Source organism: Pseudomonas sp., from assembly GCF_035512415.1.
Taxonomy (GTDB): domain Bacteria; phylum Pseudomonadota; class Gammaproteobacteria; order Pseudomonadales; family Pseudomonadaceae; genus Aquipseudomonas.
In genome coordinates this window covers 48,331-70,931 of the sequence record NZ_DATKDZ010000027.1, presented here as the reverse complement: position 1 = coordinate 70,931, position 22,601 = coordinate 48,331, and the positions used below count along the sequence as shown (strand labels likewise).

At 61.7% G+C, this 22,601-nt stretch carries 29 protein-coding genes, 1 tRNA gene and 3 pseudogenes; 19 read left to right on the top strand and 14 right to left on the bottom strand.

The window, feature by feature from the left end:
* Positions 1 to 888: IS1182 family transposase (locus tag VMP31_RS14230; RefSeq protein WP_325508163.1), on the bottom strand; the 888-nt coding region annotated here is incomplete at its 3' end.
* A gap of 265 nt (positions 889 to 1,153) precedes the next feature.
* Between VMP31_RS14230 and VMP31_RS14225 the strand changes: the two genes are divergently transcribed.
* Complete coding sequence (locus VMP31_RS14225; protein ID WP_325508162.1) at positions 1,154 to 1,735, top strand: NAD(P)H-dependent oxidoreductase; 582 nt, start codon at positions 1,154 to 1,156, stop codon at positions 1,733 to 1,735.
* A 121-nt stretch (positions 1,736 to 1,856) separates the two neighbouring features.
* Positions 1,857 to 2,393: an REP-associated tyrosine transposase gene (locus VMP31_RS14220; protein WP_325508161.1), complete on the top strand. Its 537-nt coding sequence runs from the start codon at positions 1,857 to 1,859 to the stop codon at positions 2,391 to 2,393.
* Positions 2,394 to 2,455: 62 nt separating this feature from the next.
* Here VMP31_RS14220 and VMP31_RS14215 read toward each other — a convergent pair whose 3' ends face one another.
* Positions 2,456 to 3,295: a CAP domain-containing protein gene (locus VMP31_RS14215; protein ID WP_325508160.1), complete on the bottom strand. Its 840-nt coding sequence runs from the start codon at positions 3,293 to 3,295 to the stop codon at positions 2,456 to 2,458.
* A 136-nt stretch (positions 3,296 to 3,431) separates the two neighbouring features.
* Between VMP31_RS14215 and VMP31_RS14210 the strand changes: the two genes are divergently transcribed.
* Positions 3,432 to 3,797 (top strand): STAS/SEC14 domain-containing protein, encoded by a 366-nt coding sequence (locus VMP31_RS14210; RefSeq protein WP_325508159.1) that lies wholly within the window; start codon positions 3,432 to 3,434, stop codon positions 3,795 to 3,797.
* Between the two features lie 63 nt (positions 3,798 to 3,860).
* On the opposite strand, the gene VMP31_RS14205 is transcribed toward VMP31_RS14210, so the two are convergent.
* A complete protein-coding gene (locus tag VMP31_RS14205; RefSeq protein WP_325508158.1) occupies positions 3,861 to 4,202 on the bottom strand; it encodes a hypothetical protein in 342 nt (113 codons plus the stop codon).
* Between the two features lie 146 nt (positions 4,203 to 4,348).
* Between VMP31_RS14205 and VMP31_RS14200 the strand changes: the two genes are divergently transcribed.
* Together VMP31_RS14200 and VMP31_RS14195 are read left to right on the top strand one after the other, a co-directional pair.
* Complete coding sequence (locus tag VMP31_RS14200; protein ID WP_325508173.1) at positions 4,349 to 4,495, top strand: hypothetical protein; 147 nt, start codon at positions 4,349 to 4,351, stop codon at positions 4,493 to 4,495.
* A pseudogene (locus VMP31_RS14195) lies at positions 4,426 to 4,669 on the top strand (sulfite exporter TauE/SafE family protein); the annotation flags it as partial. The gene VMP31_RS14200 and the pseudogene VMP31_RS14195, both read left to right, overlap by 70 nt.
* A 97-nt stretch (positions 4,670 to 4,766) precedes the next feature.
* On the opposite strand, the gene VMP31_RS14190 reads toward VMP31_RS14195, so the two are convergent.
* Complete coding sequence (locus tag VMP31_RS14190) at positions 4,767 to 5,180, bottom strand: HPF/RaiA family ribosome-associated protein (RefSeq protein ID WP_325508157.1); 414 nt, start codon at positions 5,178 to 5,180, stop codon at positions 4,767 to 4,769.
* Positions 5,181 to 5,407: 227 nt separating this feature from the next.
* Here VMP31_RS14190 and VMP31_RS14185 point away from each other — a divergent pair, with 227 nt between their 5' ends.
* On the top strand, positions 5,408 to 5,689 hold the full coding sequence (locus VMP31_RS14185; RefSeq protein WP_325508156.1) for a peptidylprolyl isomerase: 282 nt from the start codon (positions 5,408 to 5,410) through the stop codon (positions 5,687 to 5,689).
* A 287-nt stretch (positions 5,690 to 5,976) separates the two neighbouring features.
* Positions 5,977 to 6,213 (top strand): hypothetical protein, encoded by a 237-nt coding sequence (locus tag VMP31_RS14180; RefSeq protein WP_325508155.1) that lies wholly within the window; start codon positions 5,977 to 5,979, stop codon positions 6,211 to 6,213.
* A gap of 175 nt (positions 6,214 to 6,388) precedes the next feature.
* Here VMP31_RS14180 and VMP31_RS14175 read toward each other — a convergent pair.
* Together VMP31_RS14175 and VMP31_RS14170 are read right to left on the bottom strand one after the other, a co-directional pair.
* Positions 6,389 to 7,185 (bottom strand): annotated as a pseudogene (locus VMP31_RS14175) (EamA family transporter).
* A gap of 165 nt (positions 7,186 to 7,350) precedes the next feature.
* Positions 7,351 to 7,782 (bottom strand): universal stress protein, encoded by a 432-nt coding sequence (locus tag VMP31_RS14170; protein ID WP_325508154.1) that lies wholly within the window; start codon positions 7,780 to 7,782, stop codon positions 7,351 to 7,353.
* A 250-nt stretch (positions 7,783 to 8,032) separates the two neighbouring features.
* Here VMP31_RS14170 and VMP31_RS14165 point away from each other — a divergent pair, with 250 nt between their 5' ends.
* The 8 genes from VMP31_RS14165 (at position 8,033) to VMP31_RS14130 (ending at position 13,577) form a co-directional block, all read left to right on the top strand.
* The gene (locus VMP31_RS14165; protein WP_325508153.1) at positions 8,033 to 8,734 is read left to right on the top strand and encodes a YebC/PmpR family DNA-binding transcriptional regulator; all 702 of its coding nucleotides are present in this window, start codon (positions 8,033 to 8,035) and stop codon (positions 8,732 to 8,734) included.
* A 178-nt stretch (positions 8,735 to 8,912) separates the two neighbouring features.
* Positions 8,913 to 9,533 (top strand): hypothetical protein, encoded by a 621-nt coding sequence (locus VMP31_RS14160; RefSeq protein WP_325508152.1) that lies wholly within the window; start codon positions 8,913 to 8,915, stop codon positions 9,531 to 9,533.
* A 149-nt stretch (positions 9,534 to 9,682) separates the two neighbouring features.
* Positions 9,683 to 10,009 carry a DUF2025 family protein gene (locus VMP31_RS14155; protein ID WP_325508151.1) on the top strand — a complete coding sequence of 109 codons (327 nt, stop codon included), beginning with the start codon at positions 9,683 to 9,685 and terminating at the stop codon, positions 10,007 to 10,009.
* Positions 10,006 to 10,593: a GNAT family N-acetyltransferase gene (locus tag VMP31_RS14150; RefSeq protein WP_414705461.1), complete on the top strand. Its 588-nt coding sequence runs from the start codon at positions 10,006 to 10,008 to the stop codon at positions 10,591 to 10,593. Before VMP31_RS14155 ends, VMP31_RS14150 begins: the two co-directional genes overlap by 4 nt.
* 98 nt (positions 10,594 to 10,691) lie before the next feature.
* Positions 10,692 to 11,735 carry a GGDEF domain-containing protein gene (locus VMP31_RS14145; protein ID WP_325508150.1) on the top strand — a complete coding sequence of 348 codons (1,044 nt, stop codon included), beginning with the start codon at positions 10,692 to 10,694 and terminating at the stop codon, positions 11,733 to 11,735.
* 116 nt (positions 11,736 to 11,851) lie between these two features.
* Complete coding sequence (gene msrB, locus VMP31_RS14140) at positions 11,852 to 12,373, top strand: peptide-methionine (R)-S-oxide reductase MsrB (protein ID WP_325508149.1); 522 nt, start codon at positions 11,852 to 11,854, stop codon at positions 12,371 to 12,373.
* Between the two features lie 2 nt (positions 12,374 to 12,375).
* On the top strand, positions 12,376 to 13,044 hold the full coding sequence (gene msrA, locus VMP31_RS14135; protein WP_325508148.1) for a peptide-methionine (S)-S-oxide reductase MsrA: 669 nt from the start codon (positions 12,376 to 12,378) through the stop codon (positions 13,042 to 13,044).
* Positions 13,045 to 13,139: 95 nt separating this feature from the next.
* Positions 13,140 to 13,577: an abscisic acid-deficient protein Aba4 family protein gene (locus tag VMP31_RS14130; protein ID WP_325508147.1), complete on the top strand. Its 438-nt coding sequence runs from the start codon at positions 13,140 to 13,142 to the stop codon at positions 13,575 to 13,577.
* On the opposite strand, the gene VMP31_RS14125 is transcribed toward VMP31_RS14130, so the two are convergent.
* The 3 genes from VMP31_RS14125 to VMP31_RS14115 all read right to left on the bottom strand — a co-directional run bounded on the left by VMP31_RS14125 (position 13,574) and on the right by VMP31_RS14115 (position 14,973).
* Entirely contained in the window at positions 13,574 to 13,912 is a 339-nt protein-coding gene (locus tag VMP31_RS14125; protein WP_325508146.1) for a hypothetical protein, read from the bottom strand. The genes VMP31_RS14130 and VMP31_RS14125 overlap by 4 nt on opposite strands.
* Before the next feature lie 25 nt (positions 13,913 to 13,937).
* A tRNA-Thr gene (locus tag VMP31_RS14120) sits at positions 13,938 to 14,013 on the bottom strand.
* 117 nt (positions 14,014 to 14,130) lie between these two features.
* Positions 14,131 to 14,973 carry a CvfB family protein gene (locus tag VMP31_RS14115; RefSeq protein WP_325508145.1) on the bottom strand — a complete coding sequence of 281 codons (843 nt, stop codon included), beginning with the start codon at positions 14,971 to 14,973 and terminating at the stop codon, positions 14,131 to 14,133.
* 312 nt (positions 14,974 to 15,285) lie between these two features.
* Here VMP31_RS14115 and VMP31_RS14110 point away from each other — a divergent pair, with 312 nt between their 5' ends.
* Positions 15,286 to 15,474, top strand: a complete 189-nt coding sequence (locus VMP31_RS14110) for a hypothetical protein (RefSeq protein ID WP_325508144.1) — start codon at positions 15,286 to 15,288, stop codon at positions 15,472 to 15,474.
* A gap of 117 nt (positions 15,475 to 15,591) precedes the next feature.
* On the opposite strand, the gene VMP31_RS14105 is transcribed toward VMP31_RS14110, so the two are convergent.
* The 3 genes from VMP31_RS14105 to VMP31_RS14095 all read right to left on the bottom strand — a co-directional run bounded on the left by VMP31_RS14105 (position 15,592) and on the right by VMP31_RS14095 (position 18,175).
* On the bottom strand, positions 15,592 to 16,737 hold the full coding sequence (locus tag VMP31_RS14105; protein WP_325508143.1) for a PQQ-dependent sugar dehydrogenase: 1,146 nt from the start codon (positions 16,735 to 16,737) through the stop codon (positions 15,592 to 15,594).
* A 104-nt stretch (positions 16,738 to 16,841) separates the two neighbouring features.
* Positions 16,842 to 17,519 (bottom strand): substrate-binding periplasmic protein, encoded by a 678-nt coding sequence (locus VMP31_RS14100; RefSeq protein ID WP_325508142.1) that lies wholly within the window; start codon positions 17,517 to 17,519, stop codon positions 16,842 to 16,844.
* A gap of 263 nt (positions 17,520 to 17,782) precedes the next feature.
* Complete coding sequence (locus tag VMP31_RS14095) at positions 17,783 to 18,175, bottom strand: transcriptional regulator (protein WP_325508169.1); 393 nt, start codon at positions 18,173 to 18,175, stop codon at positions 17,783 to 17,785.
* A 359-nt stretch (positions 18,176 to 18,534) separates the two neighbouring features.
* Here VMP31_RS14095 and VMP31_RS14090 point away from each other — a divergent pair, with 359 nt between their 5' ends.
* Both VMP31_RS14090 and VMP31_RS14085 read left to right on the top strand, forming a co-directional pair.
* Positions 18,535 to 18,840, top strand: a complete 306-nt coding sequence (locus VMP31_RS14090) for a hypothetical protein (protein ID WP_325508141.1) — start codon at positions 18,535 to 18,537, stop codon at positions 18,838 to 18,840.
* Between the two features lie 121 nt (positions 18,841 to 18,961).
* Positions 18,962 to 19,942 (top strand): zinc-dependent alcohol dehydrogenase family protein, encoded by a 981-nt coding sequence (locus VMP31_RS14085; RefSeq protein WP_325508140.1) that lies wholly within the window; start codon positions 18,962 to 18,964, stop codon positions 19,940 to 19,942.
* Between the two features lie 36 nt (positions 19,943 to 19,978).
* Here the strand turns inward: VMP31_RS14085 and VMP31_RS23400 are convergent.
* Together VMP31_RS23400 and VMP31_RS14075 are read right to left on the bottom strand one after the other, a co-directional pair.
* Positions 19,979 to 20,248: pseudogene (locus VMP31_RS23400) on the bottom strand (DUF1294 domain-containing protein); the annotation flags it as partial.
* A gap of 277 nt (positions 20,249 to 20,525) precedes the next feature.
* Positions 20,526 to 21,875: a DEAD/DEAH box helicase gene (locus VMP31_RS14075; protein WP_325508138.1), complete on the bottom strand. Its 1,350-nt coding sequence runs from the start codon at positions 21,873 to 21,875 to the stop codon at positions 20,526 to 20,528.
* A gap of 166 nt (positions 21,876 to 22,041) precedes the next feature.
* On the opposite strand from VMP31_RS14075, the gene VMP31_RS14070 reads away from it, so the two are divergent.
* Positions 22,042 to 22,467: an anti-virulence regulator CigR family protein gene (locus tag VMP31_RS14070; RefSeq protein ID WP_325508137.1), complete on the top strand. Its 426-nt coding sequence runs from the start codon at positions 22,042 to 22,044 to the stop codon at positions 22,465 to 22,467.
* Positions 22,468 to 22,601: the final 134 nt, after the last annotated feature.

The window sequence follows — 22,601 nt, the reverse complement described above, 5'->3', positions numbered from 1 at the left end:
GTCTGCGACCGCCGAGAGCTTCTCGACACCCATGGCCTCTCGCGCTTGCTTGGCCATGGAACTCAGCTGGTCACGATCAGCCCCATCGTTCGTGACCTCGTGCGTCACGATCAGGTGGTGCTTCGCGTCGACCGCCGCCTGTACGTTGTAGCCAACCACTCCGGTGCCCCGGGTCTTCATTGAGCGGGCATCGGGATCGGTCAGGGAGATCTGCTTATCCGGTGTTTCGTTGAGCTGAACCTCGATTTCCTTGAGCTCCTGCAGCTTAGTTTTCAAGGTCGCGATCTTGTCGTGGAGACGTTCGGCTTTGACCTGCGCTACGGCAGGTTCCTGACGATCTGCAGTGTCCAGTGCAGTCAGGTAGCGGTTGATGCTGGACTCGATCTCCTCCATTCGCCGCTGAAGCTTGGCGCTGGTGAAGTTGCGGTCGCGGTTGTTGACCGCCTTGAACTTGCTGCCATCGATGGCCACCAGCGCTTCCGAGAACAGACCAAGCTGCTGACACAGCACCACGAACTGCCGACAGACGCCGCGGATTGCCTTGCAGTTATCCTTGCGGAAGTTGGCGATGGTCTTGAAGTCCGGCATCAAACGCCCGGTCAGCCACATCAACTCGACGTTGCGTTGAGCCTCTCGTTCGAGACGACGACTGGACTGGATGCGATTGAGGTAACCGTAGATGTATATCTTCAGGAGGTCGGCAGGATGGTATGCGGGGCGACCTGTTTCAGCCGGGACGACACCCTCGAAACCCAGTTGGCCAAGGTCGAGTTCATCGACGAAAACATCAACCACCCGCACCGGGTTGGTGTCCGCCACATAGTCATCCAGGCTCTCGGGAAGCAGTGTGCTTTGGCCTCGATGCTCTCCCTGGATAAAGCGCTTCATTGACGTCCCCCGCCGATTTGAATCCATCAAATCACAGCAAGGTCGATGCCAACGTTTTTACACAGCCTGGGCCGGGTGTGGGTGTGCAGGATAAATCCGTAGGTATCGGCCATGGTGGCTCCTGATAGGTAGTGTTTATTTACCTTACAACAGCCAAAACCGCCTTATTCATGCCTTTTAGTCACATGTCATTTGCGCGTGAGCGGCTGTTTCCAGCCGCTCACGCGCCCTAGCATGCCGCCATCACTTCACCGAGGCACATGCCATGAAAAACATCCTGCTGCTCAACGGCGGTAAACAGTTCGCCCATTCCGATGGCCGCTACAACACCACTCTGCACGACACCGCACTGGCCTTTCTCGACCGCGCCGGCTTCGACCTCAAGCACACCCATATCGACAGCGGCTACGACATCGCCGAAGAGGTGGCAAAGTTCCTCTGGGCCGATGTGATCATCTATCAAATGCCCGGCTGGTGGATGGGCGCGCCCTGGACGGTGAAAAAGTACCTCGACGAGGTCTTCACCGAAGGCCACGGCAGCCTCTATGCCAGCGACGGCCGCACCCGCTCGGATACCTCGCAGAAGTACGGCAGCGGCGGCCTGATCCAGGGCAAGCAGTACATGCTGTCGCTGACCTGGAACGCCCCGCAACAAGCCTTCGACGACCCCAACGACTTCTTCGAAGGCAAGGGCGTGGACGCCGTCTACCTGCCCTTCCACAAGGCCAACCAGTTCCTCGGCATGAGCGCCCTGCCGACCTTCCTCTGCGTCGACGTGATGAAACGCCCCGCCATCGAGGCCGATATCGCGCGCTATGAGCAGCATCTGGCGCTGGCGCTGGGTTAAGCGAGCACGCGTGGAACCGCTTCGCGGTTTTCTACGGAGTAATGGCCATGTGTAGGGTGGACAACGCGCAGCTTGTCCACCATGGTTTCACCATCCCCACATCGCTCAAGGATGAGCCACGATGTCCGACTACCGCCGCGCTCGTGTCCCCGGTGCCTGCTACTTCTTCACTGTTAACCTGCGTGACCGCAGCAGCGATTTATTGGTGCGTGAAATTGATTTGCTTCGCGCAACAGTCCGAGCAACCCGACAACGCCATCCCTTTCATATCGACGCCTGGGTCGTTCTTCCGGAGCATATGCATTGCCTATGGACCCTTCCGGAGGGCGACGCAAACTTTGCACTGCGCTGGAAGGTCATCAAATTCGCCTTTGCCAAACGCCTGCCCAAGAGCGAAACGCTGAACACCACCCAACGCAAACGTGGTGAGCGGGGCATATGGCAGCGGCGGTACTGGGAACACCTGATCCGCGACGACCTCGATTACCAGCGGCACATCGATTACATCCACGGAAATCCCATCAAGCACGGCCATGTGCAACGGTTGCTTGATTGGCCCTATTCAAGTTTTCATCGGGCGGTACGTCAGGGCCTCTACCCGGCAGATTGGGGCGGTGACCTGACGGAAATAGCGGGTGGCGAGCGGGTGATTGAATAAACGGGAATGGTGGAAAACGCTTCGCGGTTTTCCACCCTACGGACGTTCAGACGCCGACAGACTTACGGCGCGCCAAACACCGCCGTCCAATAGATCCCCGCGTCGCTCTTGGGGTCGTTGGCGTAGGCCGCGCCCAGTTCGCTGAATTGTGGGCTCATCAGGTTGGCGCAATGGCCGGGGCTGGCCAGCCAGCCGTCGATCACCTTACTCGCGGTATCCAGCCCGGCGGCGATGTTTTCGCCAATGCGCTGGCCGCTGTAGCCGGCCAGTTCCGCACGGTCGCCGGGGGTGCGACCGTCCGGGTCCTGGTGATCGAAGAAATTGCCGTTGGCCATGGCCCGGCTGTGGGCTTCGGCGGTGCTGCCCAGGGTGGCATTCCACACCAGCGGCGCGGCCGCCGCAAAGGACTGGCTACCGCACTGGCGCGCAGTGCTGCGCGCGGTATTGAGTTGTGCGAGCAGCTTCTGCCCTTCCGCCTGCCAGTCACCCAAGCGCGCAGTTAGCAGCGGCCTGGCCAGCAGAATGCGCCACTCGCGGTCCTGTTGATTAACCCCGACATCGACAAACTGCGGGTCCAGCAGCACCTGGCAGAAGCTCTCGCGCAGCACCTTCATCGCCGCCGCGGCATCGCGCGGGCCGGACAGGCTGATGGCCTGCACATTGACCATCGGATAGCCCGCGGCACTCATCGCCTGCTGCAAATCCCCCGAGCGGCCGACCGGTTGCACCAGGCGCGGATCGGCCGTCAGCGGCGGCAACTCGGCGGAGGCCTGCTCGCCACAGCGCTGCACCTCGCTGCGGTACAGGTTGATCGACTCGACCAGCTGCGCCTGCTCGGCCGCAACGGCCCCCAGGCTGAACAACAACGTCGCAAGACCTGCAAGGCACGATCTGATGCCCATAACCACCTCCTTCAAACTGATTGCCGCCATGATGCGGACTTGCCGCCGTCGCAGGCAAGGCCGCCGCGGTCACCTTGCATTAACAGTTGCGGCCAGGCGGCGTATGGTGGACAGGTAGCCCCACGGAGGAATCGCTATGTTTCAGGTAACCCGCAACGGCGAAAACCGCATTGACGTGGACTTTGCCGGCAAACTCGACAGCATCGACATGCGTATCGCGCTCGATCAGTTGACCCAGCACGCCGAAGGCATCGAGCAGGGCCGAATGATGTACCGCATCGGCACCTTCGAATTTCCCACCCTGGGGGCCATCGGCGTCGAGCTGTCGCGTATCCCGCAGCTATTGCGCTTTATCCGCCGCTTCGAGCGTGTGGCAGTGGTGGCCGATCAGGAATGGGTAAGGCGCGTCAGCGCAATCGAGGGCTCGCTGATTCCGGGCCTGACGATCAAGGCCTTCGATTCGATGGAGGAAGCGCAAGCAGAGGCCTGGTTGCAGGAATAGCCCGAGCCAGAGCGGCCCGGCATGTGCCGCACATACGGTGGGCACACGCAGGGCTGCTGCTGATCAACCCAGCTGATCGACCATCACCGCATTGGTGTAGATCAAACTGCCATCGCTGGCCAGATGGCCGACCAGATGGAACTGGCCGCGCTGATAGTCTTCGCTCAGGTAGACGCGAAACCGGCAGTCGGACAGCGGCCCGCACTCGGGCGGCATGCTCAACTCCAGCGTGGCCATATCGACATCGACCATCAGCTCGGCCTCATGGGTTTTCTGCAGGCGCTCTTCGGCCTGTTCCAGGCGCACGTGATCGTTCTCGCTGAGGTGGAACTGGATCTGCCCCAAGGGGGTGGATTTCTGCGCGGGGTTGGGTTTGCACCAGCCCTCGATAGTCAGGGTATTCATGGCGAAGCCTCCTGGAATGGACCCTCGGGCGCTTTACGTCCGACAGTGTGGTTTTAGACAACAAGCCGGGCGTCGATCTCCATTGTTCTGTGCAAGCGACCCAAGGCGCGGCCTCACGTCAGCAAGAATCCGCAGGACGAGCGTCCATGGCGCTTGCTACCCTGCGCGCTTTGCCGGCAGCGCTGGCCATGACCCTGCCCGATTTTCTGCTGTTCGCCCTGCCCGCGGTGTCCTGCTCTCGAGCCTGGCCGGCTTCACCAGCTTTGTCGCCCACGCCGGCGGCCCGCCAGTGATGATGCATCTGTTGCCGCAGCAGTTGGACAAGGTGCGTTATGTGGCCACACATCAATGTGTTCTTTCTGCTGACCAATGAGTCGCGGGTTAATCACAATCACCTGTGGTTCTACCGGATTGCCCGGCTCGGGATGCTGCTGGCCGGTGGGCAGCTGATCTACAGCAATCTGTAAGCGCCGCGCATACGCAAGCGCCCCGCAGGCAAGCCTGCGGGGCGCACAGAATGGAGGGGTTGGCAGCAGGTCATGACCTGCTGCCCTGGGCGTGGACTTACAACGCGCGCAGCTGTTGCTCGGCGAGGAAGTCTTCATGCAGGAGCGCGTCCTGACCGGGGATATCCGCGGCCTCGTCGCTCTGCAGTGGGGTGGCGCGCTTGCTGCGCAGTTTGCCGAACTGGTGATCGAGGGCGTGGTGCAGTTTTTCCGCAGCCCCCTCTATGGCCTGCTCAAGGGTTTCGGCCTTGTGAGTAACGGATAGCGGCTGCAGCCCTTTGGGCCTGGCCTCAATCTGGCAGCGCTTGTCCTGTGCGCCGGCCTTCTGGCCATTGTCGTCGTGCAGGTGAACGACGACACGGGTCAATTCATCGTCGAAGCGTTCCAGCTTGCTGGCAACACTGGCACTCACCCACTCAACCAGACGGGCGCTACCTTCGATGTGGTTATCGCTGTGAACTTGGATTTGCATAAAGCTTTCCTTCTTCAACCGTTCGCGAATAGCGTCGCCTCCCGAGGCGACAGCACCAGCCTACGCCATTTCCCCCCGGTTTAGGCAAGCCCTAAGACGTTTGTCGCAGACGGAAACACTCGAGCGCCCGCTGCTCGGCACCGATAGCGCCCTCGGTCCATCGCCGGCGCTTGAATAGCCGGCCGATTCCGGTAGGCTTTAGCGCTTATTTCAAAGGAGAAACTCCCATGGCCCGCGCCACTGCCCGTCACATCCTGGTTGCCACCGAAGACAAGTGCAACGAACTGAAAGCCGCTATCGAAGGCGGTGCCGACTTTGCCCAGGTGGCCAAAGACAACTCCAGCTGCCCGTCCAGCCGCAGCGGCGGCGACCTTGGTTCGTTCGGCCCGGGCCAGATGGTCAAGGAGTTCGACACCGTGGTATTCAGCGCACCGATCAATGTGGTGCAGGGCCCGGTCAAGACCCAGTTCGGCTACCACCTGCTGGAAGTCACCAGCCGCCAGGACTGATTTACGACCTTGGTCGCAGCCCAGGTTCAGGTTATGCACCACGGTTGGCTCCCCTCTCCCCCTAAGGGCGGAAGGGGGTAACCGGCGTAAGCCATGCAACCAAGGGGTACAGCCAGAAAAGGCGCAGAGGTTTCCACCACTGCGCCTTTTTTGTATGCGTCAGCCGGAGCGATGGGGTGCCGGACTGCCGGGCGCACAAAACCACACAGCGGTTGAGCAGGTGCCCCGGGCCAATAGACGGGTATACTCGCGCCCCACTTTATGACCTCAGCAGCCGCAGACCTTCCATGACCAGCACTCAATTGCCTGACCCACAGCCCAGCGCCCAGGCTGACACCCCGCCAACCGGCAGCGAGCCGGTGGTCGCGAAAAAGGCAGGGTTTGCGTCGCTGTTCGGCGCGGCCAAGGCCGCCTCCGCCAAGCAGGACGACCAACCCTGGCACCAGAAGGGCAACAAGTCCGCCCACGAGAAAAAGATCGGCCCAGCCCCCAGCGGTACCCGCCGTTCCATGGGCAAGCGCTAAGCCAATAACCTGTTGGCCGAGGTAGGCGCTTTTGTAGGAGCGGCGGGGGCGCCTAGTCCTTGCCCGCGAGCTTTTACCGCGCCCCCGCGTAGCCAGGCAAAACCACGGATCGCGACCAAGGCCCCGCCCGCCTGAGGTGATGGACTTCCGCATCACCCCGGCCTGAGCGACTGAATCAGCCCGGTACCCGGGCCACGCGTAGGCGCTCGTATAACCAACCGCCACAGACGTTCAGCAACAGACCGCACATCACCAGTAACGCCCCCACCAGTTGCAGGCCGCTCAGGTGCTCATCGAGCAGCAGCGCCGCCGAGGTCAAGCCGACCACCGGCACCAGCAGCGAAAAGGGAGCCACCTGGCTGGCCGGGTAGCGCGACAGCAGCCGGCTCCACAGGCCATAGCCCAGAATAGTCGCGCCAAAAGCCAGGTAGATCAGCACCAGGATCGAGTTCAGGCCGAACCCGCGCAGCGCACTCTCCATCGCCTCTGGGCCCTCCAGCAGCCAGGACAGCGCCAGAAACGGCAAGGGCGGAATCAGGCTGCCCCAGACCACCAGGCCAACCAGATTCACTTTGCCAAGCTTGCGCGTGATGATATTGCCCAGCGCCCACATGGCCGCCGCGCCGATGGTCAGCACAAAGCCGGCCAGGGTCATGATGCGGTCGCCCTGCAGGCCGATCAGCAGCAAACCCGCCGCGGCCACCAGCAAGCCGAACAGATTGGCCCGGTGCAAGCGCTCGCCGAGCAGCAGCACGGCGAACAACAGGGTGAAGAACGCCTGCGACTGCAGCACCAGCGCAGCGGTATCTGCGGACGCTTGATAAACAGAATCGCCGGAAAGGCCGCCAACAGAAAACGCAGCGCGCCCAGCAGCATCGGCGGCATATCGTCCAGGCCGACCTTGATCACCACGAAATTCATGCCCCAGACGACTATCACCACCAGGGCCAGCAATAAATCCTTGGGCGACATAGCGGCCCCCTCAGCACAGGCAAGCCGTCATTAGAGCAGGCGCTGCCGGGCACGGGCCTATACAGTCAGGGAACAAACCGGCCGCACAGTGCCTGGCCAGAGCGTGCTGCGGCCAGTAGGCAATCACAGCCTTATTTGCCGGGGCTACGCTCATCTGCGGCCGGGCTATTTCACCAGCAGCACCGGCACCGAGACTTCATGGATCACCCGCGTAGCCACCGAGCCCAGCAGCATGCCGGTAAAGCTGCCCAGGCCACGGGTGCCCATCACCACCGTGTCGCAGCCTTGCTGCTGGACCAGCGCGGCGACCTGCTCGGCGACATTGCCCAGCGCGGTGTAGGTAGTGCAGGCCAGGCCAGCGGCCTTCAACTGATCCGCAGGCCATTCCAGCTCCTGAACCGCCGCTGCAGTCATCGACTGCTGCAATTGGCTGATGATCTCGCCGGTCACGTACTCGCCATAGAGCATGGGCTCCTGCTGCACATTGAGCAGGCACACATGCAGCGTCGCGGCATGATCGCGGGCGAAGTTGATCACGTATTCCAGGGCGCGCTTGGCCGGTTCCGAGCCGTCGTATGCAATCAAGACCTTGCGCATTGTCAGTCTCCTTTTGCGAGTCTGGTCTAAGAATAGACCAGCGCCCCAAGCGCCTGGTTGCACAGAGTCGCGGCACTGCAACCGATGCGAAACCTGTACGGCAAAATTGCAGGGTGCCAGCGGCCGCCGGAGGGACTAAAATCCGTCCCTGCATGCGTCGCCGGCCACTGTGCCGCCGCTCAGCCCAAGGGCTGGCGCTCGCCCGGCCAGGCAGACGAACTCCTCCATCCGCACAGACCAAGAGAACAGCATGGGCGCCCAGTGGAAAGCCAAACCTAAAGAAGCCGCCGCCAACGCCAGGGGCAAGATTTTCGGCCGCCTGGTCAAGGAAATCATGATCGCCGCACGCAACGGTGCCGATCCGGATATGAACCCCAAGCTGCGCCTGGCCGTGCATCAGGCGAAAAAAGCATCGATGCCCAAGGACACTCTGGAGCGAGCGATCAAGAAAGGGGCCGGCCTGAGCGGCGAAACCGTCAACTTCGAACGCACCACCTATGAGGGCTTCGCGCCGCATCAGGTGCCGCTGATCGTCGAGTGCCTGACCGACAACGTCAACCGCACCGTGGCCGAGATTCGCGTGCTGTTCCGCAAGGGCCAAATGGGCGCATCCGGCTCAGTGACCTGGGACTTCGAGCATGTCGGCATGATCGAGGCCTCCTCGGATGAAGGCGCAGACCCTGAACTGGCGGCAATTGAAGCCGGAGCCCAGGACTTCGAGCCCGCCGACGAAGGCAATACCCTGTTTATCACCGAACTCACCGACCTGGACGCCGTGTGCCGGTCCCTGCCCGAACAGGGTTTTACCGTGCACTCGGCGCAACTGGGCTATCGCCCGAAAAACCCGGTGACCGGCCTGAGCGCCGAGCAGCTCGAAGAAGTTGAAGCCTTCCTCGAAGCCATCGACGCCCACGATGACGTGCAGAACGTCTATGTCGGGCTTTCCGGCTAGTCGCTACACCCCGACAAGCGCGCAGCCACTGCCTCCCGGGCGGTGCCGCGCTTGCCGAAGGCTGTGAACCAGGGACATCAATCACAGTCAGCAGCCGCCAAAGCGAGTAGAATCGCCGGCCGCCGCGCCTCCAGCGCCCGGCGTGTACACAAGGACGTTGTCACACAGGAGTTTTACCGTGCACAAGTTTCTCACCCTGGCTGCCTGCGTACTGCTGACAGCCTGCGCCAGCAATCAGCAGGCGGTTTACCAGCAAGCGGTCAAGAGCGGCACCAGCCCGGTGGCCAAGACCACCCTGGAAGCCATCCACAACACCCAGGCCATCCCCCTGCCGTTCGACACCGGCCTGCTGGCTCCGCAATGGCCGATCAGCGCCGACGAACCGCGCCTGGACTTCGGCAGCTCGATTTCCAACTACCGGGTATTTTCCCTGGAGCTGAAAAAGGGCGAGCCCTACAGCCTCAATGTCAATTCGCTGTGCCAGAAACCCTGCATCAGCTTCAACAAGCTGGCACTCAAGCCGCGCGCCCTGCTGCTGGATGCCTATGGTACGGTGATCGCCGCCAACCCCTCGCGCGCCTCGGCAGTGGTCGGCCAGATCAGCCTGAGCTGGGAAGGCGAAGCCCCGGAAGACGGCACCTACTACCTGCTGGTAGCGGCGGACAACGACGACCTCGGCGAAACCATCGTGATCGACGATGTGTGGGTCAACAACTCGCCGCTGATGGCGGTCAAGGTCGGCATGCACAGCGCGCCCTTCGGCAAGATCAGCGCCTTCTCCTCGCCCCGGCAGAACTGAGCCCACGGACCCTGAGCGGTGGCCACGGCCTGCCGCGCGATTGTCTGCCCGCTTATTGATCCTGAGCAAGGCGCGCCGCCCGCTACGCCTTAGCCTATGACGGTTGTTTCCTGGGGTACGCCCCGCCAACCGTTATCGACGAGGTTTCCATGAGCATCACCTCCGCCAGCATCTGCGCCGCCGCCGATCAGTTGCAGGGTTTTGTCGGATTTAACGGCAAAACCGGTCGACATATCGTGCGTTTCTCCGAAGATTCCTTCGGCCTCGATGTACTGGAACAGAGCATCACCCCCACCTGCGAATTCGTCTGGCGAGCCTACGAAGGCAATCTGATGCACCTCGACCGGGGCCGCCTGCAGCTGCTATTCGAGCAGAATATCGACGACCGCCTGAATATCGGCGAACCGTTGCGGGTGTATATGCGCCGCCAGGATCTACCGGAAATCAGCGCCGAGCGGCGTCGCCTGCCGGCATGACAGGCCAGCACCCGCAGCAGACCGCCACCCGCCTCAAGCATGCGGCTGACGGCCACAGGCAGGGCGTTTATTCCCAGGGCCAAGGCGCTAAACTGCAAAACCGCCCGGCCAACCCCATGCAGCCAGCCATGACCGATCTGCATTTTCGCGCCCTGCCCCCTCTGCTCAAGCCCCTCGCGAACAAGTTCTACCGCGCCCACCGCAGCCCTATGCGGGCCAGTCAGGCCGATCAGTTGTGGGTGGCCCAGCAAGGCGAGATCGTCGCGGCCCTCTGTCTACGTCCGGTGGCTTCTGGCCAGTGGCTGACCAGCCTGCTGGTGGCACCGGCACGACGCCGCCAGGGTTTGGCGCGGCAACTGATCGAGCAGGCGCTCGACGGCTGCGGCGAGCCGGTCTGGCTGTTCTGCCAGCCGCAGTTGCAGGGTTTCTACCAGCGCTTGGGTTTTGCCGACTGCTCGGTCCTGCCTGCGCCTTTGGCTGATCGACTGGCCCGCTATCGGCGCAGCAAAAGCCTGCTGGCGATGGTCCGTGAGGGTGGCGCAAGCCCAGCAAAACCGCAGATTAGAGCCCCACTGGGCAGATAGCCGGCAAACCTGGCACATCCACCCTGTTTTTACAGTTGCCTTATACCGGCTAAGCTCTGCATGCTTGGCCCATAAAAACGACAAGAATGGCTAAAAACATGCGTATACCGCGGTTGCTCAGGCGTCTGCGTAACGACTTCCAGCTGTCCATCATCACCTTGATGGGGCTGTTTGGCGTGATCGGTATTTCACCCTATGCCGTCTATCGACTGGCCACAGGGAACTACCTGGTGGGCGTCGCTGACATCACCATCGTCCTCTCGACCATACTGGCCGTGCTCTACGCCTGGCGCACCGGCGACACGGTCAAGCCCGGTATCTACCTGGCCGCAATTTTCTCCACCGCTGCAACCCTGATCGCCATCAACCTGGGGGTGAACGGGCTGTTCTGGATCTATCCGCTGATTCTCTTCAACTTCTTTATGGTGTCGCCGGGCAAGGCCCTGATCGCCACCACCCTGGTGCTCGTGACCATGGTCGGTTACGGGCAACTGCATCCCGAGCGCGTCTTCGAAAGCAACTACCAGATGATCTCCTTTCTGGTCACCAGCATGATGGCCAGCACCCTGACCTATATCTTCGCCTACCGCACCCGCAGCCAGCGCGACCAGCTGCAGCAACTGGCCATCCAGGACCCCCTGACCGGAGCACGCAACCGCCGGGCGATGAACGAGGAACTGCGCATCGCCGCCTCCATGCGCCGGCGTCATGGCAACAGCTACGGTGTGCTGGTGATGGACCTGGACCACTTCAAGCGCATCAACGACAGCTTCGGCCATCAGGCCGGCGACCAGGTGCTGGTGGACTTTGTCGAACTGATCAAACGCTCGTCGCGCGAAGAAGACCGGCTGTTCCGCTTCGGCGGCGAAGAATTTCTCCTGCTTCTGCCCAACACCGCGAAAGCCGGGCTGCAGGCCGCCGCGCATCACCTCCAGCAACAGCTGGCGGAACACCTCACAAGCCCGGGAGGCACGGTGACCATGTCGGTCGGCGGAGCTACCCTGCGCACCTCCGAGCACTGGGAAAGCATGCTCAAGCGCGCCGACCAGCGCCTCTATCGCGCCAAGAACGCCGGGCGCAACTGCGTTATCGTCGATGACGACGATGTGCCGCACAGTCAACACGAGCTACCGATCAGCTGATCCTGCGCAGGATTTAATACTTACTTACAAGTGGCACCATGATGAAGTCCCGCTACGGCTGTAACAACGCCTAGGCTGCTCTGTCTATTGGCTCAGACATCACGCGAGAGACAGCCATGAAAAGACGCGCCTTACTCAAGGGCCTGGCCCTGCTGCCCGCCCTGCCCCTGCTCGGCCAGGTCCCACTCAGCCTGGCCGAAGCCATCGCCGCGGCGGCCACCGTGCAGGCCCTGGACAAACCCCACAGCGCCTGGCGCGAACTGCTTTCGCCGCAAGCCTATGCGGTGCTATTCGAGGAAGACACTGAACGCCCGGGCAGCAGCCCGCTGAATCAGGAGAAGCGCGAAGGCACCTATATCTGCGCGGCCTGTTACCTGCCGCTGTTCAATAGCCAGGACAAATACGAGAGCGGCACCGGCTGGCCGAGCTTTACCCAGCCGATAGCCGGCCATATGGGCCAGAAGCGCGACTTCAAGCTGATCTTTCCCCGCACCGAATACCACTGCGCGCGGTGCGGCGGGCATCAGGGCCATGTATTCGACGACGGCCCCAAACCCCGTGGCGAACGCTGGTGCAATAACGGCGTGGCCCTGCGTTTTATTCCTCAGGGCGAAAGCCTGCCCGAACTGCGGAGCTGAACATGAGCAGCCCATCCACCTGGCATAAACCCCTGCTGCGCAGCAGCGCCCTGTTGCTGGCCGGCCTGCTGGCAGCCTGCGAACCCAGCGCGGCCCAGGCCCCGCAACCCGCCAAGCCCAGTGACAATGCCAGCACGGCGAGCAACAGCGGCGTGGCGATCTTTGCCGGAGGCTGCTTCTGGTGCACCGAGGCCGACTTCGACAAGCTGCCGGGGGTACTCGAAACCACCTCCGGCTATATCGGCGGGCATCTCGACAACCCCAGCTACGAGCAGGTCTCGGCGGGTACCAGCGGCCATATCGAAGCGGTGCAGGTGCGCTTCGATCCCAGCCAGACCAACTACGCCAAACTGCTGGAAGCCTTCTGGCCAACCATCGACCCGGTCACGCCAAACGCCCAGTTCTGCGACCACGGCCCGCAATACCGCAGCGCCATCTTCTATGCCAATGCCGCGGAGCAAGCCCAGGCCGAAGCCTCCAGGAACGCCCTGCAAGCCTCCGGCAAACTGCCAGGCCCGGTGGTCACCGAAGTGCTGCCCGCCACCCGCTTCTACCCGGCCGAGGACTATCACCAGGATTACTACCAGCGCAATCCGCTGCGCTACGTCTACTACCGCAATGGCTGCGGCCGCGACAAACGCCTGGAACAGCTATGGGGCAAGCAGCAATGACGGCTAATGGCACCCTATTCAGCGACTGATTTGTTGTTTAAGCCTCGCCTGCGAGGGCTACCCTGGGCTGCCCCCTGTTATATCGAGAGCAGCCCATGGCCCCGCTGAAGCCCTTGTTCAAACTGACTACGCTGATCGCACTCGGCGCTTGGCTGTTGCTGGTCTGCCTGCCGTTCTGGTCCTATACCGACGAACTGGTACTGGGCCTTGGCGTTATTCTGCTGGCCATTATCTATAGCTGGCTACTGTTTGCCGCCATGCGCCAACGCCCCGAACCGGGCAGCGGCAGACCCGGTTTCTTCAGCCTCGCCGGAGTGCTCTCACTGTTGCGCCAACCCACCGCCGCGCTGGCCGCCTGGGTGCATATCCTGGCGTTCGATCTGATGGTGGGCCTGTATATCCGCAGTGAAGGGGCCATCGCCGGCATCAGCCACTGGGCCTTGCTGCCCTGCTATGTGCTGACCCTGATGTTCGGCCCCCTGGGCCTGCTGGCATTTCTGGCACTGCGCTGGGGGTTCGCCGTGGCGGCCTAACGGCTGCGCTCGTAGGACTCAGTGCCCTGCCCCGGGAATTGTTCAACCCTGAGGCCGCCCGGATATTCGATGCTTTGCCGGATAGTCCCGCGGCTCTCCACCGACTGGCTGCCCTGGTAGTTTTGCTGCTGCCGCAGGCCAGCGCCCGGCAGGCGCTGCCCGCCATACAGGTCATAACTTTCAAACTGCTGGGAGGTGCCGATGCTGCCACTGGCACCGGGGCTGATATAGCTCTTGGGGATGACCCGGATACTCGGCGGGGTTTCGGGTTCGGCCTGAAGTGAAGTTGCCAGCAACAGTGTGCCCAGGCTTAGCGCAACTCTGAATCCAGGCATGACGACCTCGACCGACGGGGAAAGTTGGTGCCGTTGAGAGGAATCGAACCCCCGACCCCATCATTACGAATGACGTGCTCTACCAACTGAGCTACAACGGCGCGTGGCTTGGGCAGTATTCAATGGAGTCGGCGCACGTTCAAGCGGGTTTTGCTGGTGCCCCCATGTTGAACGGAAGTAGGTAGCCGTCGACCTGCGCTGGGTCGACGGCACTGGCGCTACTTGTCGACCAGCTCGATGCGGTCTTCGTGAATCAGGATGCGCCCCTGCTTGTACAGGCCGCCAATGGCCTTCTTGAAATTGCCCTTGCTGGCGCGAAACAGCGCCGTGATCGCTTCGGGCGAACTCTTGTCGTTCAGGTGGAGCACGCCACCCTCTTCGCGCAATTTGCTGAGGATCTGCTCGGCCAGGCTGCTGGCGGCTTCCTGGCCTACCGGTTGCAGGCTCAGGCTGATTTTGCCGTCGCTGCGCACTTCCTTGATAAAGCCTTTTTCCTGCATGCCGCCACGGACAAACTTGAACAGTTCGTTCTTGTGGATCAGGCCCCAATGCTTGCCATTGATAATCGCCTTGAAGCCCATATCGGTAGCTTCGACCACCAGCAGATCGACTTCCTGGCCCACCTTGTAGTTCGCCGGCAGCACATCCAGGTAGCGGTCCAGCCGCGCCGTGGCGGTGATGCGCCGGCTGCGCTTGTCGAGGAAGACATGCACCACGCAGTAATCACCTACCTGCAGCGGCCGCTTTTCTTCGGAATGGGGTAACAGCAGGTCTTTCGGCAAGCCCCAGTTGAGAAATAGACCGACCCGGTTGATATCCACCACTTTCAGGCTGGCGAATTCACCCACCTGCACTTTCGGTGTTTCCGTGGTGGCGATCAGTTTGTCGTCGCTGTCCAGATAAATGAAAACATTTAGCCAGTCTTCCACTTCGCTCGGCGTATCACTCGGGATATAGCGCTTGGGCAGCAATATTTCGCCATCCGCGCCACCGTCCAGGTACAGGCCGAAGTCGGTGTGCTTCACGACCTGCAAACTATTCATTCGTCCAATTACAGCCATGATGCCCTACCCTCGTTTCCAGCCGGGCATTCTACCCGAGTTGCGCGCCGGTTTCTCAGCCCACGTACAGCGCATCGGCAGCCGGTTGCTGGCAAAAACACGCGCCCGGAGCGGCTCAGAACAGCGACTTAAAACCAGCCATCGGAATTTTTATTACATATAAAACAATGGCTTGGTTAATTATTGAGTGAGTTACTCAAAGCTTGCGGATATATCTCGGCGTACGTTTATTGTCATTCGGCATTTATTTACCAAGCAATTGTCAAGCATCTCGGGTACAATGTGCGGCCAAATTAATTTTTAAATAGGTTAATGGCCGTCATGCGCGTAAAAGCATCCAACAGCAAACCCAAGGCGGCCCCGGCCGTTGAAACCAGCGCTTCGATCGACGCGCAAATCGCCGCTTTTATCAAAGCCGGCGGTGAAATCCAGCAAATCGCCAAGGGTGTCAGCGGCCAGGTTTACGGCACCACTAAGCAGATCACCATCGGCAAGAAATAAGCCGCTGGCAGCTGGCCAAACAGCGCTTTGCTCAACTGCGACAAAGCGCTGGCTAGTTCCCCCTCCCGCATCACCCCGCTCCGCCCCTTCTCTTGATCTACGCTCCCGCGCCAGGCCTCACTGTGCCTGCAAACCCAGCCGCAGCAGCTGGCCATTGGCGGCGTCCGTCAGCACATAGAGATACCCATCCGGACCTTGGCGTACATCGCGGATCCGCGCATTGCGCTCTTGCAGCAAGCGCTCTTCATGCACCACTCGGTCGCCATCGAGCTGCAGACGCAGCAAAGCCTGGCCAGCCAACGCGCCGATAAACAGATTGCCCTGCCACGGGGCAAAGCGTTCGGCGTTATAGAAGGCCATGCCGCTGATCGCCGGCGACTTGGCCCAGACATGAAGGGGCGGTTCGGTGCCGTCGACCGTCTTGCCCTGTGCTTCAGGAATCGCCAGCAAGGAGTAGTTCACCCCATGGGTCGCCAGAGGCCAGCCATAGTTTTTGCCGGCCAAGGGAATATTGATTTCATCGCCGCCGCGGGGGCCGTGCTCATGGGTCCACAGCTGCCCGGTCCGGGGATTGAGCGCCGCGCCTTGCGGGTTGCGATGGCCGTAGGACCAGATTTCCTGCCGCGCACCTGCTTGGCCGACAAAGGGGTTATCCGCTGGCACGCGCCCATCGGCATGCAGGCGCACTACCTTGCCCTGCAGCTTGTCGAGGTCCTGGGCGGTCGAGCGCTGGTTGTTCTCGCCCAGGGTGATAAACAGGTAGCCATCACCATCGAATACCAGCCGCCCACCGAAATGCGCGCCACTGGAGAGCTTGGGCTGCTGGCGAAAGATCACCGCGAAATCCTCCAGGCCGCTGTTATCCGCGGCCAGCCGGCCACGCCCAACGGCCGTACCGGCCTGGCCATCCTCGCCCGCCTCGGCATAGGCCAGGTACACCCAGCGATCCTGGGCGAAGTCCGGCGACAGCACCACGTCGAGCAAACCGCCCTGGCCCTGGGCATACACCTGTGGCACGCCGCTCAGCGGCGCGGACAACGCGCCCTGGGCATCCATCAGGCGCAGCCGCCCAGGCCGTTCGGTAATCAGCAGGCCCTGTTGTGCGGGCAGAAAGGCCATGCTCCATGGGTTCTGTAGGTCTTTGAGCAATACCGTTACGCTGAGCACACCCTGCTCGCCCGGAGATTCCGTGGTCTGGGCGAGCAACGACAATGGCCAGGCGATAAGCAGTGACAGGTAGGCGAACAGCGATAGGCGCGGCATGGCAATGTCCTCGTGCGATCCGGTTACGCAGCAAAACCCAATCATGCATCGGCGCAGCCGCGCCTGCAGCCTTGCGAACATTTCCTTAGATTACGGCCGGGCCGTCAGTGCATGGCGTAGCGGCGCTCGATGGCGCTGTACTCGCCATTTTCCCGAATCGTCGTCAAACCCTGATTGAAGCGCTCGCAATGGGCCTGCTGGCGGCAACCCAGCTTGTAGTCGGTAGCCGCAAAAACCGGATACAGGCTCAGCGGCTGAGACACATCGACCTGGGCGTACACCTCACGGTTGAAGTAACGCAGGATGCGCATATCCGTTACCACCACATCCACCCGGCCGCTGTAGAGCATGCGGTTACGGGCAATCTGGAACGCCTCCTCGCGGTAGCGCGGGTTGTTTTCCGCCATGGCCTGGTACTCACTGCCCAGAAGAAAGCGCGCGCGTTGAAAGGCATTCACCGAGTAGCCAACCAGGTCACTGATGCGCTGGATATCCAGGTTGCGCGAGCGCAAGGCCACGGCAACATTCTGGTAGCGGATATAGGCATCCGAGTAAAAAATAGAGCCGCCACTGCGCTCATTGGTGGTGGCAATAACGTCGATCTGGTCCTTGCTCAGCATTAGATTCAAGCGCCCCATCGGCGCGTAGTACGCCACCGGCTCCAGCCCACCGCGTTGCGCGGCAATCATCACGATGTCGTACTCCAGCCCGCGGGCTTCATTCTCGAAGATATAAGGCGGTTTGTGCGTGCCAAAGCCTACGCGCAGGGCTTGTGCCGACACCGTCAAGCTGCATGAAAGCAAACAACAGACCCACAACCACTTCATAACGATACCCAGGTAGGACCAGTGCCCAGCATAGCCGGCTATGGCGTGGCTATGCACTGCCCTATCACTGAGCTCGATTACTGCGCATGAGTCGCCCAGGCCACACAGACTCTTCCCACCCAAGTCAGTCGATATCGAGTGGTGAGCCTGCAGTGGAAAACTGCAACCCTGACCAACCGGCCACGACCTGGCCGGTGAGCAGGAATTGCCCTGGGGCGTTAAACCAGATTGGCTCGGGCCGCCGTCGCGTCAAACACCTCAGGTGCCAATGCCGCCGTGCCCTGCTCGTCGAGCAACTCACGGGAGTGCTCGCCGCCGGGAATGCTGCTATCGATCATGCTGAGCAGCTGCAGGCCTCGTTGGGTCAGCACGAAATTCTCGCCGTTACCTCCCTCGTCTTCCGGCCGCGGCTCGATAAAGCCAGCGCCGAGCAATTGCGATTCGTACTCCGTCGCCTCTACTTTCAACGCATCCAGGTTGTTGGTGTGCTCACCTGCACGCTCAAGCTCCTGCGCCAGCTCCCCGGCATACTCACGAGGCGCGAAATTTTTATCGGCGGAATTTTGCACTTCATGCAGCAAACGCTCGATCAGATCCCAGTTATAAGCCATCTCTTCCTCTCCCATTTCGCGTTGCGCTCATCCCAGTGGCAAGCGCGAGGGCCTTATTGCATGTCGCAATTGCATATCGCCATTGCATGCCGCCCTCTTAGTCTCCGACCCGCCCATACCCGCTTAGGTTCGACCCAATGCACAGCCACGCGCGGCAGCAGCGCCTGAACCATGCCCCACGCGCCTGTTCCAGCCGATACCTGCCGTTGCGCGATCGATCATCACGGCAGCCGTTCTGCCGCGACCGCGTGCGCTAGAGCCAGCTGTGGCTTCAGCACACCGGGCGAATAGCCTGAACTTTACCCAGCCAGGGCTACTCAACCGGGAACGTCAGCCTGCTCACCCGCGAGGACATTGCCATGAAGACTACCCTGCCAAGCAAAACCGCCCTGGGCCTTTGCGCCGCCTTCGCCGTATTTGCCCAGAGCACGGCCTATGCCTCTTGCAGTTCCGAGGAGGAGATCGCCAAGGCCGAGCAACTCGCGGCCAAAATCACAGAGATCACCCAGAAAGACCCTGCCCGTGCGGCCCAGCTGCGCGCAGAACTTAAGGAAACCTCACCGGAGACCTCCGCCGAGGAGCTGGAAAACGCTTGCGAAGGCTACGACCAGCGCCTCAAGGAACTGGACGAAGCCGGCGATGAGATGGAAGACAGCCAAAACTAGCCAACACTCGGCCTGCTCAGCCGCTGCCGATCACCCGGATCGATGACAGAGGATTCGTCGCACCTTGGCCACTCCGGTCTAGACTTCAGCCACTTTGTTCAGCCTCAACCGGAGAATTCCCATGCTTAAAGCCGAGTATCAAACCCGCGGCCCCGTTCCCCAGGAAGCAATCGCGGCAGTTGCCCTGCAGCTTCCGGAACCTGCTGCCGGCCAGGCGCGGATCAAGGTGCTGGCCGCACCGATCAACCCGTCCGATGTGCTCACCCTCACCGGCGAATACGGCATGCTGCCGCCGCTGCCAGCCATTGGTGGCAACGAAGGGGTCGGCCGGGTAGAGGCGCTGGGTGCCGAGGTCGGCAACCTGAAGGTCGGCCAGATGGTGCTGCTGCCAGTCGGTTGCGGCACCTGGGTCAGCCACCTCAATGCACCGGCCAATAAACTGATTCCGCTGCCGGAAGCCGACCCGCAGCAACTGGCGATGCTGACTGTCAACCCGCCAACCGCCTCCTTGATGCTCAGCGAGTTCGTCGACCTCCAGCCCGGCGACTGGGTGATCCAGAACGCTGCCAACTCAGGGGTTGGCAGCTACCTGATCCAGCTGGCCAAGCTGCGCGGCTTCAAGACCATCAATGTGGTGCGCCGTGAGTCGGCGGTAGCTGGGGTTGAGGCTGATGGCGGCGATGTGGTGCTGGTCGATGGCCCCGACCTGGCCAAGCGCGTGCGCGCAGCCACAGGCGGTGCGGCCGTACGCCTGGGCATCGATGCGGTGGGCGGCGAGTCTACCGACCACCTGGCGGCGAGCCTCAGCGAAGGCGGTGTGCTGGTCAACTACGGCATGATGAGCCGCCAGCCATGCCAGGTATCCCCAGCCTCCTTCGTGTTCCGCGACGTCAGCCTGCGCGGCTTCTGGCTGGCCAAATGGTTCCAGAACGCCAGCCAGGCCGAGCAGATGAAGGTATTCGGCGAACTGGTGCAACTGGTCGCCAGCGGCAAGCTGCACACCCGCGTGGCCGCCACCTATGACGTCAGCGAGATCAAGCAGGCAGTAGCCGCAGCCGCCAGCGGCGAGCGCGACGGCAAGATTCTGATCGTGCCGAAGTAACCGTTAAGCTAACGACGGCGGGTAACCTGCCGTCGTTCAGCCACCTGCAGGTGTATTGATTAGCCATAGCACCAGCCCCGCCAGGGACAGGTGCAGCAACACGATCAACCAGAAGATCAGCTGATAACTCAGCTTGCGGTTCTTGTGGCGGATCAGCCGCTGGGCCAGCAAACCGCCTGGCCAGCCGCCCAGCAACTCATACAGATGCAGGCGCGCCTCGGGGGTGCGCTGCAGGCCCTGAATGGCGAATTGTTTATCGCGGGAATAGGCGATATAGCAGATCAGGCTCATCAGCCCGTAGACCAGCGCCAGCAACACCAGGGGATCGAAATCGAGATCGAGGCCGACCAGCAGCGGCTGAACCCGTTCGTGCCAGAAAGCAGCAACACCCTGCAGCATTGGCGGATAACTGGCGTAACCACTGACACTCAAGGCCAGGTTGCTGTGCGCCACGGCGCAGGGCTGATCGCTGTAAAGCATCACCCCGTCTGGCTGCACGCACTTGTGAATAGCGCCCTGCGCCTGGACCAGGCCAGTGCAGAGCACCAGCGCAAGTCCGTAACCACGCCGCCCGACCATCGACTTACTCGGCCGCGGGCGTGCGGCGCTTCAGCGGGGCCAGGCCGTCCTGGCTGACCAGCACCGGGGCATCGGGTTTTGGCCGGTTGATGGTGTTGCGCTTGCTCGGCTTGGCCGCAGGCTTTTTGCTGGCGAGTTTCTTGCCGGTCTTGGGGTCGATCTTCTTCTTTTTCGGACCCGCTGCCTTGCCCGAGGCTTTGAGGTTTTTCGGGCCCTGGTAGATGCCCTTGAGGTCCTTGATATTGCGTCGCTCGAAGCGCTGCTTGAGGTAGCGCTCGATGCTCGACATCAGTGCCCAGTCGTTGTGGCAGATCAGCGAGATCGCCAGGCCCTCGGCACCGGCGCGGCCGGTACGGCCGATACGGTGCACGTACTCATCGCCGGAGCGCGGCATATCGAAGTTGATCACCAGATCCAGGCCATCAACATCCAGGCCACGGGCGGCTACGTCGGTGGCCACCAGGATCTTCACCGCGCCTTGCTTGAGGCGGTCGATGGCCAGCTTGCGATCCTTCTGGTCCTTCTCGCCGTGCAACACAAAGGTTTTGAAGTCATGGGCGACCAACTTGCCATACAGGCGGTCAGCCTGAACCCGGGTATTGGTGAAGATAATCGCCTTGTCGTAGGTCTCGTTCTTCAGCAGCCACTCGACCAGGCGCTCTTTATGGTGGTTGTGGTCGGCAGTGATGATCTGCTGACGGGTGCCCTCATTAAGCTGGCTGACCCGATTGAGCTGCAGGTGCTCGGGGTCTTTCAGGACCTTGCCGACGATCTCGCGCAGCCCGGCACCGCCGCTGGTGGCGGAGAACAGCAGGGTCTGGCGTTGGGCGTTGCACAGTTCGCCAAGGCGCTGCACATCTTCGGCAAAACCCATGTCGAGCATGCGGTCGGCTTCGTCGAGCACCAGCACTTCCACTTCATCGAGCAGCAGGTTGCCGGCGTTGGCGTGTTCGATCAGACGCCCCGGGGTGCCGATCAGGATGTCGACGCGGCGCAGCATGGCGGCCTGCACCTTGAAATCTTCGCCGCCGGTGATCAGACCGGCCTTGAGAAAGGTGAACTGGGCGAAACGCTCGACTTCCTTGAGGGTCTGCTGGGCCAGCTCGCGGGTGGGCAGCATGATCATCGCGCGTACGCTCATACGCGGCGAGGACGCGCCATCGCCAAGCAGGCGGTTAAGCATCGGCAGCACGAAGGCAGCAGTCTTGCCGCTGCCGGTTTGTGCGATTACCCGCAGGTCCTTGCCTTGCAGCGCCAGCGGAATAGCCGCCACCTGCACCGGGGTGGGCTCGACAAAGTTCAGCGCGGCCACGGCTTTAAGCAGGCGTTCATGCAGGGCGAATTGGGCAAACACGGGGCAACCTCGACGAAAAACAAAAAAATCAGCCGCATAGCCTAACGCTTTCCGGCCTTGCGGCCGAGTTTCTTTGCACTTGTTGGCAAACAAAGCGACGGCCGCCCTTGAACGAAGCCCTGCTCAAGGGTTCAAATCGCACAGAACAATCACTCTGGAGCACCCTATGCGCCGCCTTCCCCGCGCCCTGCTGATCGTTGCCGCGCTGACCGTAGCACTCGCCACCCAGAGCGCCCTTGCCGCCCCCAAGGCCGATCACCCGGGCAAGTCGGGCGGCGCCCACGACCAGCGTGAGCAGGATGTCGGCGTCAGCATCCAGGGCCCGTCGATCGATATCGGCCGGGTGCGCATCGTTCTGGGCGAGAATCGCAACCTGATTGGTCCGAGCAGCGCCTTGCCGCCCGGCATTGCCAAGAACCTGGCCCGCGGCAAGCCGCTCCCACCGGGTATCGCGAAAAACTTCGACAGCCGCGTGGCCGGCCAGCTGCCACGCTACGAGGGCTACGAGTGGAAACAGGTCGGCACCGACGTGGTGCTGGTGGCCATAGCCACCGGAATTGTCTACGAAGTGCTGAGAAACATACTGGACTGAGAGACAGCGCCATGATGTGACGCACTAGGCGTCACCTCATTAGCTTGGGCAATCCGTAGGGTGTCACTCGCCGCAGGCAGTGCACCCTGGTCCACTGGCGCGGCACAAAAAATGGCGGTCTGTCGCTTCGCGCC

Bases quoted from the DNA above. Each gene is read 5' to 3' on its own strand.
- VMP31_RS14085 (WP_325508140.1), top strand. From the start codon at position 18,962: ATGCTTAAAGCCGAGTATCAAACCCGCGGCCCCGTTCCCCAGGAAGCA.
- VMP31_RS14165 (WP_325508153.1), top strand. From the start codon at position 8,033: ATGGGCGCCCAGTGGAAAGCCAAACCTAAAGAAGCCGCCGCCAACGCC.
- VMP31_RS14150 (WP_414705461.1), top strand. From the start codon at position 10,006: ATGACAGGCCAGCACCCGCAGCAGACCGCCACCCGCCTCAAGCATGCG.
- VMP31_RS14200 (WP_325508173.1), top strand. From the start codon at position 4,349: ATGGCGCTTGCTACCCTGCGCGCTTTGCCGGCAGCGCTGGCCATGACC.
- VMP31_RS14090 (WP_325508141.1), top strand. From the start codon at position 18,535: ATGAAGACTACCCTGCCAAGCAAAACCGCCCTGGGCCTTTGCGCCGCC.
- VMP31_RS14225 (WP_325508162.1), top strand. From the start codon at position 1,154: ATGAAAAACATCCTGCTGCTCAACGGCGGTAAACAGTTCGCCCATTCC.
- VMP31_RS14155 (WP_325508151.1), top strand. From the start codon at position 9,683: ATGAGCATCACCTCCGCCAGCATCTGCGCCGCCGCCGATCAGTTGCAG.
- VMP31_RS14130 (WP_325508147.1), top strand. From the start codon at position 13,140: ATGGCCCCGCTGAAGCCCTTGTTCAAACTGACTACGCTGATCGCACTC.
- VMP31_RS14185 (WP_325508156.1), top strand. From the start codon at position 5,408: ATGGCCCGCGCCACTGCCCGTCACATCCTGGTTGCCACCGAAGACAAG.
- VMP31_RS14205 (WP_325508158.1), bottom strand. From the start codon at position 4,202: ATGAATACCCTGACTATCGAGGGCTGGTGCAAACCCAACCCCGCGCAG.
- VMP31_RS14170 (WP_325508154.1), bottom strand. From the start codon at position 7,782: ATGCGCAAGGTCTTGATTGCATACGACGGCTCGGAACCGGCCAAGCGC.
- VMP31_RS14125 (WP_325508146.1), bottom strand. From the start codon at position 13,912: ATGCCTGGATTCAGAGTTGCGCTAAGCCTGGGCACACTGTTGCTGGCA.
- VMP31_RS14220 (WP_325508161.1), top strand. From the start codon at position 1,857: ATGTCCGACTACCGCCGCGCTCGTGTCCCCGGTGCCTGCTACTTCTTC.
- VMP31_RS14110 (WP_325508144.1), top strand. From the start codon at position 15,286: ATGGCCGTCATGCGCGTAAAAGCATCCAACAGCAAACCCAAGGCGGCC.
- VMP31_RS14095 (WP_325508169.1), bottom strand. From the start codon at position 18,175: ATGGCTTATAACTGGGATCTGATCGAGCGTTTGCTGCATGAAGTGCAA.
- VMP31_RS14105 (WP_325508143.1), bottom strand. From the start codon at position 16,737: ATGCCGCGCCTATCGCTGTTCGCCTACCTGTCACTGCTTATCGCCTGG.
- VMP31_RS14215 (WP_325508160.1), bottom strand. From the start codon at position 3,295: ATGGGCATCAGATCGTGCCTTGCAGGTCTTGCGACGTTGTTGTTCAGC.
- VMP31_RS14070 (WP_325508137.1), top strand. From the start codon at position 22,042: ATGCGCCGCCTTCCCCGCGCCCTGCTGATCGTTGCCGCGCTGACCGTA.
- VMP31_RS14210 (WP_325508159.1), top strand. From the start codon at position 3,432: ATGTTTCAGGTAACCCGCAACGGCGAAAACCGCATTGACGTGGACTTT.
- msrB (WP_325508149.1), top strand. From the start codon at position 11,852: ATGAAAAGACGCGCCTTACTCAAGGGCCTGGCCCTGCTGCCCGCCCTG.
- VMP31_RS14190 (WP_325508157.1), bottom strand. From the start codon at position 5,180: ATGCAAATCCAAGTTCACAGCGATAACCACATCGAAGGTAGCGCCCGT.
- VMP31_RS14180 (WP_325508155.1), top strand. From the start codon at position 5,977: ATGACCAGCACTCAATTGCCTGACCCACAGCCCAGCGCCCAGGCTGAC.
- VMP31_RS14145 (WP_325508150.1), top strand. From the start codon at position 10,692: ATGCGTATACCGCGGTTGCTCAGGCGTCTGCGTAACGACTTCCAGCTG.
- VMP31_RS14115 (WP_325508145.1), bottom strand. From the start codon at position 14,973: ATGGCTGTAATTGGACGAATGAATAGTTTGCAGGTCGTGAAGCACACC.
- msrA (WP_325508148.1), top strand. From the start codon at position 12,376: ATGAGCAGCCCATCCACCTGGCATAAACCCCTGCTGCGCAGCAGCGCC.